General features: G+C 70.6%; 10 protein-coding genes. 5 read left to right on the forward strand and 5 right to left on the reverse strand.

The window, feature by feature from the left end; all coding sequences use genetic code 11:
- Positions 1 to 87 precede the first annotated feature (87 nt).
- Both ACFVAE_RS17720 and ACFVAE_RS17725 read left to right on the forward strand, forming a co-directional pair.
- Entirely contained in the window at positions 88 to 2,625 is a 2,538-nt protein-coding gene (locus tag ACFVAE_RS17720; protein WP_378895118.1) for an energy-coupling factor transporter ATPase, read from the forward strand.
- Positions 2,622 to 3,497 carry a siderophore-interacting protein gene (locus ACFVAE_RS17725; protein WP_378895120.1) on the forward strand — a complete coding sequence of 292 codons (876 nt, stop codon included), beginning with the start codon at positions 2,622 to 2,624 and terminating at the stop codon, positions 3,495 to 3,497. Before ACFVAE_RS17720 ends, ACFVAE_RS17725 begins: the two co-directional genes overlap by 4 nt.
- A gap of 225 nt (positions 3,498 to 3,722) precedes the next feature.
- On the opposite strand, the gene ACFVAE_RS17730 is transcribed toward ACFVAE_RS17725, so the two are convergent.
- Entirely contained in the window at positions 3,723 to 4,886 is a 1,164-nt protein-coding gene (locus tag ACFVAE_RS17730) for an acyl-CoA dehydrogenase family protein (RefSeq protein WP_378895123.1), read from the reverse strand.
- A 159-nt stretch (positions 4,887 to 5,045) separates the two neighbouring features.
- Between ACFVAE_RS17730 and ACFVAE_RS17735 the strand changes: the two genes are divergently transcribed.
- On the forward strand, positions 5,046 to 6,722 hold the full coding sequence (locus tag ACFVAE_RS17735) for an MFS transporter (RefSeq protein ID WP_378895126.1): 1,677 nt from the start codon (positions 5,046 to 5,048) through the stop codon (positions 6,720 to 6,722).
- On the opposite strand, the gene ACFVAE_RS17740 is transcribed toward ACFVAE_RS17735, so the two are convergent.
- On the reverse strand, positions 6,710 to 7,648 hold the full coding sequence (locus ACFVAE_RS17740) for a M15 family metallopeptidase (RefSeq protein ID WP_378895129.1): 939 nt from the start codon (positions 7,646 to 7,648) through the stop codon (positions 6,710 to 6,712). The two genes, ACFVAE_RS17735 and ACFVAE_RS17740, sit on opposite strands and share 13 nt — an antisense overlap.
- 95 nt (positions 7,649 to 7,743) lie before the next feature.
- Here ACFVAE_RS17740 and ACFVAE_RS17745 point away from each other — a divergent pair, with 95 nt between their 5' ends.
- Both ACFVAE_RS17745 and ACFVAE_RS17750 read left to right on the forward strand, forming a co-directional pair.
- Entirely contained in the window at positions 7,744 to 9,258 is a 1,515-nt protein-coding gene (locus ACFVAE_RS17745) for an Rv2578c family radical SAM protein (protein WP_378895132.1), read from the forward strand.
- 103 nt (positions 9,259 to 9,361) lie between these two features.
- A complete protein-coding gene (locus ACFVAE_RS17750) occupies positions 9,362 to 9,901 on the forward strand; it encodes a YaeQ family protein (RefSeq protein ID WP_378895135.1) in 540 nt (179 codons plus the stop codon).
- 12 nt (positions 9,902 to 9,913) lie between these two features.
- Here the strand turns inward: ACFVAE_RS17750 and ACFVAE_RS17755 are convergent, their stop codons facing one another.
- The 3 genes from ACFVAE_RS17755 to ACFVAE_RS17765 form a co-directional block, all read right to left on the reverse strand.
- Positions 9,914 to 10,099 carry a hypothetical protein gene (locus ACFVAE_RS17755; protein WP_378895137.1) on the reverse strand — a complete coding sequence of 62 codons (186 nt, stop codon included), beginning with the start codon at positions 10,097 to 10,099 and terminating at the stop codon, positions 9,914 to 9,916.
- A 72-nt stretch (positions 10,100 to 10,171) separates the two neighbouring features.
- Positions 10,172 to 12,478, reverse strand: a complete 2,307-nt coding sequence (locus tag ACFVAE_RS17760; protein WP_378895140.1) for a DEAD/DEAH box helicase — start codon at positions 12,476 to 12,478, stop codon at positions 10,172 to 10,174.
- Positions 12,479 to 12,727: 249 nt separating this feature from the next.
- Positions 12,728 to 13,972, reverse strand: a complete 1,245-nt coding sequence (locus tag ACFVAE_RS17765) for an MFS transporter (RefSeq protein ID WP_378895143.1) — start codon at positions 13,970 to 13,972, stop codon at positions 12,728 to 12,730.
- Between the last annotated feature and the right edge of the window lie 50 nt (positions 13,973 to 14,022).

Raw genomic sequence — 14,022 nt, forward strand, 5'->3', positions numbered from 1 at the left:
GATCACCCCGCGCTGGCAGCGCAGGTTAGGCTCAGCTAAGTTGGAGGGGTACAGCTCCGCCAAGCGCCCTGATCCCGAGGTTCCGCCGTGCGCACATCCGCGCCCCTGCTCCGCGTGCGTGACCTCAGCATCACCCACGCCGGTGCCGAGCATCCGTCGCCGCGGGAGGTCTCGTTCGACATCCGCGCCGGCGAGGTCGTGCTGCTGCTCGGGCCGAGCGGATCCGGAAAGTCCACGCTGACGCTCGCACTGAACGGACTCATCCCGCAGTCCGTGCCCGCCGAGATCGCCGGCACCGTCGAGGTCGCCGGGCTCAACAGCGCCGACACCCCTGTCGCTCGGCTCAGCGAGCACGTCGCGATGGTCTTCCAGGACCCCGACGCGCAGCTGGTCACCGGCACGGTGCTCGATGAGGTCGCGTTCGCGCTGGAGAACCAGCTGCTGCCGGTGGACGAGGTGCTCGGCCGCGCCGAGGCCGCGCTGCGCCGCGTCGGCTTGTGGGAGCGTCGCGGCTGGAACCCCGACCTGTTGTCCGGCGGCGGCCGCCAGCGGCTCGCGATCGCGTGCGCGCTCGCGATGGGATCGCGGATGCTGGTGCTCGACGAGCCCACCGCGAATCTCGACCCGCAGGGCACGGCCGAGGTGCACGCCGCGATCGCCGAGCTCGTCACGGCGGGCGATCGGGCGGTGCTGCTCGTCGAGCACGAGTACGAAGCCGCACTGGAGTTCGCGACGCGGGTGATCGAGCTGGGCCAGGACGGGGCGGTGGTCTTCGACGGGGATGCTGCGGCGTGGGTGGAACGCCCTTCGTCGCTTCGTCTCGCTTCGCTCGCTCAGCACGGCGCTCGCTCCGCTCGCTCAGGGCCCGATGCTCTTGTCCCAGCCCCTGAGCGAGGAGCGCAGCGACGTGACGAAGGGCGCACCCCCGTGGTGTCCGTCCGCGATCTGCGCGTACGGAAGCAGCACGACGAGATCCTGCTGATCGACGATCTCGAGATCACGGCTGGCTCGTTCACGGCAGTGGTCGGCGCGAACGGTGCCGGCAAGACCACCCTCATCCAGGCCCTCGCCGGAGTCGTCCCGCCGGCGGCGGGCACGGTGCGCATCGCCGGGCTGGACGCCGGCACGGCAGCACCCCGGCAGCTCGCAGCCCGGGTCGGCTTCGTCTTCCAGAACCCGGAGCACCAGTTCATCACTCACACGGTGTTCGATGAACTCGCCCACGGTCTGCGACTTCAGCACGTGCCGCAGCCCGAGATCGAGGAACGCGTCACGGAGGTGCTGGAGCGGTTCGACCTGGCGCACAAGGCGCAGACGCATCCGTTCCTGCTCTCCGGCGGCGAGAAGCGCCGCCTGTCCGTCGGCACCGCGATCATCACCCGGCCGCAGGTGCTCGTGCTCGACGAGCCGACGTTCGGACAGGACCGCGACCGCGCGGCCGAGCTGCTCGCCCTCCTCACCGACCTGCAGCACGAGGGCACGACGATCGTGGTCGTCACCCACGATCTGCGCCTCGTCGCCGAGCACGCCACGCACACCGTCGTCCTCAGCAACGGCGGCATCCTGGCATCCGGGACGACCGCCGACATCCTCGCCGCCGACGAGTCCTTCGTCGACGCCGGCCTGCGCGCGGTCCGCGAATCCGCCGCGCGCCCGCGGCGAACGCCACCCGCGGACACGCAGCCCGGATGGAAACCGCAGCCCACGACGTCGCCGAACCCGCGAAATCCATCCGCGCCCCCCGCGCCCGGATGGAAAACGTCGCCAACGGCACCCCCGGAGCAGCGGAATCCATCCGCGCACGCGCCGGACCACGGCGACGCCCCGGATCCCTACGCAGAGACCCCGACGCCCCGGCGCTTCTGGCTCCACCATCTCAACCCGCTCGCCAAGGCGCTCCCCGTCGTGCCGGCGATCGTGCTGCTCGTGTTCACGCGTGACCTCCTGACTCCCGCCCTGTTCATCGCGCTGTCCTACCTCGTCATCCTCAGCGGCACCCGTCTGACCCGTCGCATCGCACTTCTGCTGTTCGTCGCCGTCCCTGTGGGCCTCGCCCTGATCACGCTCGGCTTCTCGCTCTGGGTCTCACCGGCGCTGGTCACCGGCACCCCCGGCATCCTGAGCATCGGCGGCTGGACCCTGCGCGCCGGCGCCGTCGCGATCGGCGCGGCCACCGCGCTGCGCCTCGGCGCGATCCTCGCGCTGGCGCTGATCGGCGGCCTCACCACGACCGGCCCCGACCTGGTGCGCGCGGGCGTGCAGCAGCTGCGCGTCCCGTACCGGATCGGGTACACGGCACTGGCCGCCTACCGGTTCGTGCCGAGGTTCGGACACGAGTTGTCGATCATCCGCGCCGCGCACCGGGTGCGCGGCCACCACGGCGGGCGCGGACCGTTCGCCCGGCTCGCCCGAGGCTGGGGCTACATCGTGCCGCTCCTCGCCGGCGGCATCCGGCACGCCGAGCGTGTCGCGCTCGCAATGGATGCCCGTGCCTTCGGCGCGCACCCCACCCGCACCGAGCGGCACCTCGTGCCGTGGCGCGTGCGCGACACGGTGTTCACCGTCGCCGTGCTCGCGGCATCCGCCGTCCTCCTCTTCGCGACCTTCCCCTGGGAGCTGCCATGACCCTCGCCAAGATCGTCAAGCCCGACGTGCAGGAGCTGCTGCACCTGACCGTGCTGCGCACCGAGCGGATCGCACCGCGCTGGGTGCGCGTCACGTTCGGCGGCGGTGACGTCGAACGGTTCCGCCCGATGGGCCACGACCAGTGGTTCCGCCTGTTCCTGCCGCTCGGCGGCGAGGCCGCGCTCGACCGGGTGCCGCCGAAGGCGAACGGGATGCTGGGATATCTGAAGTTCCTGCGCATCCCCGACGGCGTGCGCCCGGTGATGCGCAACTACACCGTGCGCGCGCACCGACCGGCGACGGCGGGGACCGGTGCCGAGATCGACGTCGACTTCGTGCTGCACGGCTCGGCCGCCGAGGGCACGGCGGGCCCGGCATCCCGCTGGGCGGAGACCTGCCGACCCGGCGAGCACGTACTGATCATCGACGAGGGCCTCTGCTTCAACCCCGAACGCGGCACCGACCGGGTCGTTCTCGTCGGCGACGAGACCGCGCTGCCGGCGATCGCCGGCATCTGCGCCTCCTTGCCCGCTTCCGCGACCGGCGTCGCGATCGTCGAGGTCGGGGATCTCGCGGACGCTCTGGACTTCCGGCATCCGCACGGTGTGGAGCTGCGCTGGGTCACGCGCTCCGCCGGGGAGGCGCCGGGCGCCGCGGCACTCGCCGCTCTGCGCGCGCAGCAGCTGCCGGACGCGCCGTTCCACGCCTATCTCGCGGGCGAGCAGGCGCTCGCCTCGGGCGGCCGCCGGATGCTCGTGGGCGAGCGCGGGGCCGACAAGGGCCTCGTCAGCTTCACCGGCTACTGGAAGGTCGGCGCCTCGTCACCGGCGTCCCGGGCCTCCCGCGAGGCCGCTGCGCGGCCGAGCACCTGAGGCCCGTAACGGATGCCGGCGGTTCGGCCGGTCCGGGCCACGAACGGCGGCGTGTCCGCCTGCAGTCGTCATTTCCGCCTGCATCCGTGACGGTCCGACACCGCCTCGGTCATTGAGCGAGGGAGCGCAGCCCGTGAGACGAGACGTCGTGAGGTGGCTGGCGGATCACCACCACGCAAAAGGGCCGCCCGGATGCATCCGGGCGGCCCTTCGCGTGAGCGGGTGTCAGCGCTTGCCGACGAGCTGCTTGCCCACCAGGTCGCGCATGATCTCGTTCGTGCCGCCGTAGATGCGGTGCACGCGGGCGTCGGTGAACGCCTTCGCGATCGGGTACTCCATGATGTAGCCGTAGCCGCCGTGCAGCTGCACGCCCATGTCGAGCAGCTCCCACTCGCGCTCGGTCGCCCAGAACTTCACCTTGGCAGCATCCTCGGCCGAGAGCTTGCCGTCCTTGTAGGCGAGCAGCGCGCGGTCGATGTACGCCCAGGTGGCATCCGTCATCGCGGCCATGTCGGCCAGGCGGAAGCGGGTGTTCTGGAAGTCGGCGATGCGCTCGCCGAAGGCCTCGCGGTCCTTCGTGTAGGTGAGGGTCCACTGGAACGCCGCCTGCATGGCGGCAGCGGCGGCGACGCCGATCGAGAGGCGCTCGAGCGGCAGGTTCATCATCAACTGGATGAAGCCCATGCCCTCCTTGCCGCTGATCAGGTTCTCCTCGGGGATGAACACGTCGGTGAAGCTCAGCTCGGCGGTGTCCCAGCCGTGGAAGCCCATCTTGCTGAGCTTCTTGCCCTGGTCGAAGCCCTCCATGCCCTTCTCGACGATCAGCAGGCTGAACGCGTCGGGGCGATTGCCCTCACCTGTCTTGACGAAGGTGACGACGATGTCGGCGGTCGTGCCGGACGAGATGAAGGTCTTGGCGCCGTTCAGGATGTAGCCGCCGTCGACCTTCTTCGCGTTGGTCTTGATGCCGCGCAGGTCGGAGCCTGCGCCCGGGTCGGTCATGGCGAGCGCGCCGAGCACCTCACCGGTGGCCATGCGGGGCAGCCACTTCTCCTTCTGCTCCTGCGTGCCCATGTGCACGAGGTACGGCACGGCCAGGTCGTCCTGGATGCCGAAGGCGCCGGCGAGCGAGCCCGCTCCGGCGGCGATGACCTCTTCCATCACGATGGTGCGGAAGCGGTAGTCCTGCAGCATCCCGGCGCCACCGAACTCCTCGGGGACCGACAGCCCGATCAGGCCGGCCTCACCCGCGGCGAGCATGGTGGCGCGGTCGATCTCGCCCGCGGCCTCCCACTTCTCGATGTTCTCGTTGGTGGCGTAGCGCTTGACGAAGTCCTTGACCAGGTCGCGGAAGGCTTCGTGGTCCTCTTCGTAGATGTCGCGTTCCATGTCACTCCTCCAGGCGTGATTCAGCGTCTTCGATGCCGTGAGTCTATGGTCGGCGGATGCCCTGACGGCAGTCCGTTGTGACTATGCATTCCAAGTTCCGCGGCACTCGGTTCCACGTTTGTCGATTGCCGCAAGACGGGCATTTCGATCGAATGATGGATGCACTCGCGCGCGGGCGAGTGCTGTGATGAGAGGGTGACCGCACCTTCTCGCCGCGACTGGGCAGGCCTGGCTGTACTCGCCACCGGGCTGGGAATGATCGTGCTCGACGGCACGATCGTCGGCGTCGCCCTGCCGGACATCATCCAGGACATCCATCTGAACCTCACGGATGCACAGTGGGTGAACAGTCTCTACGCCGTCGTGCTCGCGGCTCTGCTGCTGTCGACGGGGCGTCTCGCCGACCGCTGGGGCCGCAAACGGCTGTTCCTCTTCGGCGTGATGGTGTTCATCGGCGGCAGCGTGCTGGCCGCGGCCGCGGCATCCGCCGGTTCGCTGATCGGCGCCCGGGCGGTGCAGGCCGTGGGGGCGGCTCTGATCATGCCGTCGACGCTGTCCACGGTGAACGCGGTGTTCCGCGGCAGGCACCGTGCAGCAGCGTTCGGCATCTGGGGCGCAGTGATCTCGGGGGCCGCCGCGATCGGCCCGCTCGCCGGCGGTGCGCTGACGCAGTGGGCGTCCTGGCACTGGATCTTCCTCGTGAATGTGCCGCTGGGCCTGCTGGTGCTGATCGGCGGCATCCTGCTGGTGCCAGAGACGCGCGGCGCCGAGCCGCTGCCCGGCGTCGACGTGGACGGCGCGCTGCTGAGCGCGATCGGCTTCGGAGCGCTGGTGTTCGCCGTGATCGAGGGACCGGATCTGGGCTGGTGGTCGTCCAAGGCCGAGATGAGGATCTTCGGCTGGACCTGGCCGGCGGATGCTCCGCTCTCACCCGTCCCGGTCGCGCTCGCGATCGCGGTGGTGGCGCTGCTGCTGTTCGTGCGCTGGGAGCGGCATCGCGAGAAGGTGCGGCGGGCGGCGCTGCTCGACCTGAAGCTGTTCACACTGCCGACGTTCTCGTGGGGCAACCTGACCGCGGCGATGGTCGCGGTCGGCGAGTTCGCGATCATCTTCGTGCTGCCGCTGTACCTGATGAACGCGCTCGCGATGGACGTCATGGGCGCCGGTCTCGTGCTCGCCGGGATGGCACTCGGGGCGTTCGCGTCCGGGGCTGCGGCCCGGCATCTGGCGGCGCGGTTCGGCGCACCGGGCGTCGTGCTGATCGGCCTGGGGCTCGAGGTCGCCGGCGTGATCGCGCTGGTGCTGATCATGCAGCCGACGACTCCCGGATGGGTGATCGCGCTCCCGCTGGTCGTGTACGGCCTGGGGCTCGGCCTCGCATCCGCCCAGCTGACCGGAACCGTGCTGCGCGACGTGCCTGTCGACGTGTCGGGGCAGGGCTCCGCGACGCAGAGCACGGTGCGACAGATCGGCTCGGCGCTGGGCACGGCCTTCGCCGGGACGGCTCTGTCGATCTCGCTGGCGCTGACGCTCCCGTCCGCGCTCAGCGCGGCGGGCCTGACCGGCAGCGCCGCCGACCAGCTGACATCGGCCACGCGTGAGTCGGCGGGCACCAGCATCGTGCAGCTGCGCGCGCAGGGCGCGTCGAGTCCGCTCGGTACCCACACGGCGGATGCGGTGGCCGCGCTGTCCGCCGGATTCACCGACGGCGTGCGCTGGGCGCTGATCATCGCATCCGGATTCCTGCTGCTCGGCCTGGCCGGCGCGGCCATGCTGCGCCGGGCCGCCGCACGGGCGGATGCCGCGGCGCAGGCCGTCGCCGGTCAGCCGACGTAGTCGGGGGCGGCGGGCAGCCCGAAGAACTCCTCGAGGGTGTGGAACCCTCCGGCGTGATAGGCCGCGGCGAGCTCCTTGCCGATGTACCGCACGTGCCACGGCTCGGCGACGTAGCCGGTGGTGGCGGTCCGCCCGTCCTCGTAGCGCACGATGAACCCGTGCTCCCACGCGTGCTGGGCGACCCAGTCGCTCTGCGACGTGCCCGCGAAGGAGTGGATGCCGCCGCAGCTCGGGCTGCACGCGACGATGTCGGCCGAGAGTCCGGTCTGGTGCTCACTGTGCCCGGGACGGGCCGACACGGCGTCAGCCCCCGCTCGGCCCTCGCTCTGCACGTGCTGACCGTAGGTGCGCACCTGCAGGGCATAGGACCGGTAGCCGTTGTTGACGCCGATGCGGCCGGCGCCGGCGTCCGCCGCCGCTGCGGCGAGCTCCGCCAGCGCGGAGGCGACATCGTCGCGCGCGGTGCCGGAGCGCGTCGTCGTGGTCAGACCGCTGCCGGCGAGCGATCCAGGCGCGTAGTCGAGCGGGTCGAGCGCACGGGCCTTGTTGACGACGACCCACACATGCGACGGGTCGTTCATCGGCACGCACGGCGCCCCGCCCGAGGCGACCGAGGTGCGGAAGGCGTCCGCCCCTCCGAAGGCGGCGATCACCGCGGAGTCGTTCCGCGCGGCCAGCGCTGCGGTGACGTCGGGATCCGCGCAGGGATCGACGACCGCCACGGACTCGATCTTGATGGCGGGCAGCTGCTGCACGGAGGCGGCCGCCGGGGGCACCAGGGCCGCCGCGTGGGCAGGATCGGGGATGCCGCCCGGTGCGGCCAGCGCCCACAGCGAGGCCAGCGCCGTCACCAGCAGGCCGATGGGCAGGGCGTAGAACGCGGCTCGAGGAGGCGACGCGGCATGCCGGGGCTGCATGACGCTCATGGGTCAATTCTGGCGCACGCCGACGCAGCATTCCTGATCGAACGGAATGACTAGTGCTCCTTGACTTAACGTCGTTGTTTTGTTCGAATGAATGCATGCGGTGGCAGGGGCAGACGATCGACGAGGCCGACGGTGACGCGCTCCCGGGCTTGGAGAACCGCACCGGCATCGTGCGCTCGGTGACCACGCCCGAGTTCGCCGGGATGACCTTCCACGAAGTGCTGTCCAAGTCCGCGCTGAACCGCGTGCCCGCCGCTTCGCGCATGCCGTTCAGCTGGACCGTGAACCCGTACCGGGGATGCAGTCATGCGTGCGTGTACTGCTTATCCCCGGACACCCTCATCCTCTGCGCGGACGGGCGGCAGCGCCCACTGCGAGACCTCTCGGTGGGCGACGAGATCATCGGCACCGAGAAACGGGGATCGTACCGCCGGTATGTCCGCACGCGGATCGAAGCCAAGTGGGGGACGCACAAGCCGGCATATCGAGTGACGCTGGCCGACGGCACCGAGCTGGTCGCGAGCGGCGATCACCGATTTCTCACCGAGCGCGGGTGGAAGCACGTCACGGATGCCGACAGCGGCCAGCGGCCGCACCTGACGATCAACAATCGCCTGCTGGGGTTCGGGGGCGGCGCTGACCATCCGTCGATCGAGGGCACGGCCGTGAAGACTGTCGCCGACCTACGCGTCGTGTCAGTGGAGCGGCTCGAGGGCGAGCAAGACCTGATCGACATCACGACGGGTACCGGTGACTTCGTCGCAAACGGCGTGATCAGCCACAACTGCTTCGCTCGGGGGACGCACGAGTACCTCGACCTGGATGCCGGGCACGACTTCGACTCGCAGATCGTGGTGAAGACGAACGTCGTGGAGGTGCTCGAGCGGGAGCTCCGACGCGGATCCTGGAAGCACGAGACCGTCGCGCTCGGGACCAACACCGATCCGTACCAGCGCGCCGAGGGCCGGTACCGGCTCATGCCCGGCATCATCCGCGCGCTGGCCGCATCGGGCACGCCGTTCTCGCTGCTCACGAAGGGCACGCTGGTGCGGCGCGACATCCCGGTGCTCGTCGAGGCGGCGAAGCGGGTGCCGGTCGACGTGCAGATGTCGATCGCGATGTATGACGATGAGCTGCAGCACGCGATCGAGCCGGGCACTCCGTCGACGCAGGCGCGACTCGAGACGGTGCGCGCGCTGACGGATGCCGGATTCCGCGTGGGCGTCTTCCTCATGCCCGTGCTGCCGCATCTGACCGATTCCGTGGCACACATCGACACCGCGCTGTCCCGCATCAAGGAAGCCGGAGCCGATCACGTCGTGTACGGCGTGCTTCATCTTCGGGCCGGCGTGAAGCCGTGGTTCTTCCAGTGGCTGGAGCAGTACCGGCCGGATCTGGTCTCGTCGTACCGCGCGCTGTACCCGGGCGCGGCGGCCGAGGCGCCGAAGGACTACAAGAAGTGGCTCGCCCGGCGGATGCGGCCGCTCATCCGGTCGCACGGCCTGTACGCCGAGGCGGAGGACGACGAGCGGATGCGGGGCATCATGCGCGAGCGCACCGCCGCGCCCGTCGCCGCGGCCGGGCCGGGTGCCGCGGAGATGCTGTTCTGAGCACCGACTGAACCCCTTGTCGTCGACCGCACCATCTGCGGACGTCGACACGTGGTGCACTCGTCGGGACGTGGCGCACTCGAGGCGCCCGTAGGCTCGGAGCATGGCAATCGGCTCCACCATGCACACCTTCGACGTGCAGCTCGCGGACATGGACCGCGGCGTCTACGACGACTTCTCGCTGCGCGTCGCGCGGCATCCATCCGAGACCGACGCGTTCATGCTCACCCGCGTGCTCGCCTACGGACTGGAGTACGTCGAGGGCATCACGTTCGGTGGCAGCGTGTCGTCGACCGAGGAGCCGGCCGTGCTGGTGCGCGACCTGACCGGAGCGATCACCGTCTGGATCGAGGTGGGCGCCCCCGACGCCGAGCGCCTGCACCATGGCAGCAGGCTGGCCGAGCGCACCGTCGTCTACACGCACCGCGACCCGGCGAAGGTCATGGCGCCGTGGGCCGACAAGCGCATCCACCGCGCCGAGGATCTGCGGGTCTACAGCTTCGATCCTGGCTTCATCGACTCGGCGACCCCGCTGCTCGAGCGCCGGAACACGATGACGCTCACCGTGACGGAGAGCGTGCTCTACCTCGACCTCAACGGCACGACGCTGACCACCGCGGTGCACGAGCACGAGCTGGGCTGAGCTCGGCGACGCTCAGTCTTCAGCACCCCTCTTGCGCAAGGGCTCCGACCAGATCGCCAGGAAGAACAGCGCGAGCGGGCCGAAGATCGCGGTGATGAAGAACCACCACAGTTTGCCTCGCCCCTGCATACCCGCGACCGCGGCCGCGAGCAATGCGATCGAGAACCATCCCGCCGACACGACTCCCTGCAACTCCATCCGGCCAGCCTAGGGGCCGGTACGACGATGCCCCTCCTGCCGTGGAGGCGGGAGGGGCATCGAACGCGAACGTCAGGCGGTCAGGTCGGCGTCCGAGGGCAGACGACCGGCGAGCTCCTCGACGATGTCGTCGCCGGGGGCGGCCTGCTCGAACGGCGCGTCGATCTCGGCGCGCTCCAGCAGCTCCTCCATCCGGCGACGGCGGTGCCGGGTGATCAGCGTGACTACGGTGCCGGAACGGCCCGCACGACCGGTGCGGCCGGCGCGGTGCAGGTAGGTCTTGTACTCGTCGGGAGCGTCGGCCTGCACCACCAGGTCGATGTCGTCGACGTGGATGCCGCGGGCGGCGACATCCGTCGCCACCAGCACGTTCACCTTGCCGCGGGTCAGCTTCTCGAGGTTGCGGGTGCGCTTGGCCTGGTTCAGGTCACCGTGCAGCGAGACGGCCGGGATGCCGGCATCCTCGAACTGTTCGGCGAGCATCTCGGCGAACGCGCGGGTGCGGCTGAACACGAGGGTGCGGCCGTCGCGGTCGACCAGCGACGACAGGATGTCGGCCTTGTCGCGGTGCTCGACGACCAGCACGCGGTGGTCGATCGTGCCCGAGTCCTGCGTCTCGCCGGCGACCTCGAAGACCGCCGGATCGACGAGGAACTCGTCGACGAGCGACGCGACCTCACGGTCGAGGGTCGCCGAGAACAGCAGCTTCTGCGAGGAAGCGCCGTTCTCCAGGGCGGTGCCGGTGTGACGCAGGATGCGCTGGACCGGCTCGACGAAGCCCAGCTCGCACATGTGGTCCGCCTCGTCGAGCACTGCGATGCGCACCTCGGAGAGGTCGAGCTTGCCCTGGTTGATGAGGTCCTCGATGCGGCCGGGGGTGCCGATGACGATGTCGACGCCCTTCTTCAGCGCACCCACCTGGCGGGCCTGCGGCACGCCGCCGTAGATCTGCGTGGTGAACAGGCCGACGCTGCGGGCGATCGGCTGCACCGTGCGGTCGATCTGCAGGGCGAGCTCGCGGGTCGGGGCGAGGATGATCGCACGCGGAGCGCGGGCGAACTCGCGCTTCTTGCCCTTCTGCGAGAGCAGGATGCTCTCGACCAGCGGAGCGCCGAAGGCGATGGTCTTGCCCGAGCCGGTGCGACCGCGGGCCAGCACGTCGCGTCCCTCGAGCACGGCCGGGATCGACGCGGCCTGGATCGGGAACGGCTTCTCGGCGCCCATGTTCGCAAGCACCTCGACGATGTTCGAGCCGAGAGCGAGGTCGGCGAAGGTCACATCGGCGACCTCTGCGGCCTGTACGGTCTGCGCCTCGAGGCGCTCGTGCACGACATCCTCGACCTGCTGCTGCGCCGCGACGGTCGCCGGGCGGTTCCAGTCACTGCGGGTCGGGCGGGAGTCGCGCTCGCGTCGGGATGCTGCACTGTGGCGGTCGTCCGAGTGGCGGGGGCGCTCGGTGCGGTCGCCGTAGGACGGGCGGCCACCACGGTCGTCGCGGCGAGCGCCGTTGCGGTCACCGTACGAGCCTGACGAACGACGGTCGTCGCGGTCCCCGTAGGAACGACGCTGATCGCGGTCGCCGTACGAGGGACGACCACCGCGGTCGTCACGGCGAGCACCGTCGCGGGAGGAGCTGCGGTCGTTCCGGTCACCGTAGGAACGACGGTCGTCACGATCGCCATACGAGCCCGACGAACGACGGTCGTCACGGTCGCCGTAGGAACGACGCTGGTCGCGATCGCCGTACGAAGGACGACCACCGCGGTCATCGCGCCGAGCACCGTCACGCGACGAGTTGCGCTCGTAGCCGCGGTCGCCCGACGAGTTCCGGTCGTTGTACGACCGACGGTCGTCACGATCACCGTAGGAACGACGCTGGTCGCGATCGCCGTACGAAGGACGACCACCGCGGTCGTCACGACGAGCACCGTCACGCGAGGAGTTCCGGTCGTTCCGGTTGCCGTACGAGCCCGACGATCGACGGTCGTCGTCGTACCGACGCGTGCCGTACCCCGAGCGGTCGCCCGAGTAGCGGTCGTTGCGGGGCGCGCGATCGTCCGGCCGGCGGTCGTGGTGCGGAGCCTCGCGGCGTCCCGACTCCGCGCGGTTGCGGATGCCGCGGGCCTCGTCGCGACCGGCGCGCTCGGATGCGCCCCAGCGCTGCTTCTGCGCGCCCTCGGCCTCGGGGCGGTAGCCGCGGTGCTTCGGCGAGCGGCTGCCGGGGCCGCTCGGGGTACGCCGCTCACCGGCATCCGATCGCTCGTCGCGACCGGCGGGACGACCGCCGGCGTGACGGTCGCGGAACGACGTCTTCTTGGCGTAGCGGGGCTCGAAGTTGGCCGACGGGCGGCCGCCCTTGGGCTTGTGATTCTTGGGCACGGGAGTTTCCTACTCTGTCTCGAACACACGAGAACAGCGTCCGCTCCGCGCAGCGCGCGGCGGACATACCCGGGCAGTCGTCGGCCGGGGGCCATTCATGTGATGGTGATGAACCATCGGCCCCTGGGCTACACATTCAGAACACGATCCGCGATACGCGGTTGCCCGAAGCCGACCCCTCCAGTGTACCGGTGCCACCTGGGAGCCCCCGGTGCCCGGAGGGATCGGGCTCGGCGCGGCCGTGCCGAGCTACCGCGCGCCCCCTGCACCGCGCGGCAGGAGAGCGAGCGCCAGCCCTGCGGCGGCGACGCCGATCACGGCGGCCGCGACCAGCGGCAGCGCCGCGATGCCCAGTCCGGCGACCACGAACGAGGCGAGCGCTGCGCCGGCGGCGATCCCGAGATTGAACACCACCGGGATCAGCGCACCGGCGAACCCCCGTCGCTCCGGGCCGGCCAGCCGCATGATGATCGTCTGTGCCAGAGCAGGAAGGGCCCCTGAGACGACGGCCCACGCGATCACGACGACGATCCCGACGCCGACGTGGACCTCGACGACGGAGAGTGCGAGCACTGCGGCTCCCGTGGCGAATGCCGCGATCACGAGCGCGAGCCGGGTGCGCTCTCCGAACCGGCCCGCGAGGGCGATGCCCGCCGCCGACGCCAGTCCGAACAGGAACAGCATGGTGCCGGTTCCCCCGGGAACGACCGCCGCGGTCGGCTCCACGAGGCGCGTGATGAACGTGAAGGCGCCGTAGTGGCCGACGAGCAGCAGCGCCACCAGCAGCGTCACGGACAGCAGCAGCCCGATGCCCTTCACCGGCTCGCGGCCGCTCGCGTGGCGGCCGTCCGCGCCGTCTGCGGAGCTCCCCTCCGCGTCGCCCGGCATAGCCACGAACCGCACCGCCAGGGCGGCGGCGACGGCGACGCCGGCTACGCCGACGAACGCGGCCCGCCAGCCGACGGCCTGTGCGAGCACGCTGGCGAGCGGGACACCGATCACCGTCCCGAGTGTCGCTCCACCGAGGACGACGGCAACCGCCCGGGAGAGGCTGCGACCGGGGACGAGATCGGCGGTCAGCGCGTTCGTCGTCGCCCACAGCAACCCGACCGCGAGCGCGCCGAGCACGCGGGCAGCAGCGGCGACCGCGTAGACCGGCGCGACGGCGGTGAGCAGCGTCGAGCCCGCGAGCGCCACCAGTGCTGCGGCGATGACGACACGGCGATCGAGCCTCCGAGTGGCGCGTACGAGCGGGAAGCTGCCGATCACGACGGCCGCGGCCCAGATGGACACGAGCAGTCCGACCTGCGCCTCGCTCACGCCCAGCCCGCGACTCATCTGTGGGAGCACAGCGGCCGGCAGCATCTCCGCGGTGACCATGGTGAACGTCGCCGCGCCGAGGATCAGAAGAGACCGCCAGGGGAGGCGATCGGTGGCGGAGGGGCGGATGCCGGCGCCGTCGGGGCCGGCGAGGAGAGGGGTGTTGTCCGTCATGTGGACGACGGTAAAGTATGACACTAGTGTCAATGTCAAGCTTTGTTCGA

It is taken from the genome of Microbacterium sp. NPDC057659 (genome assembly GCF_042799915.1).
GTDB lineage: Bacteria > Actinomycetota > Actinomycetes > Actinomycetales > Microbacteriaceae > Microbacterium.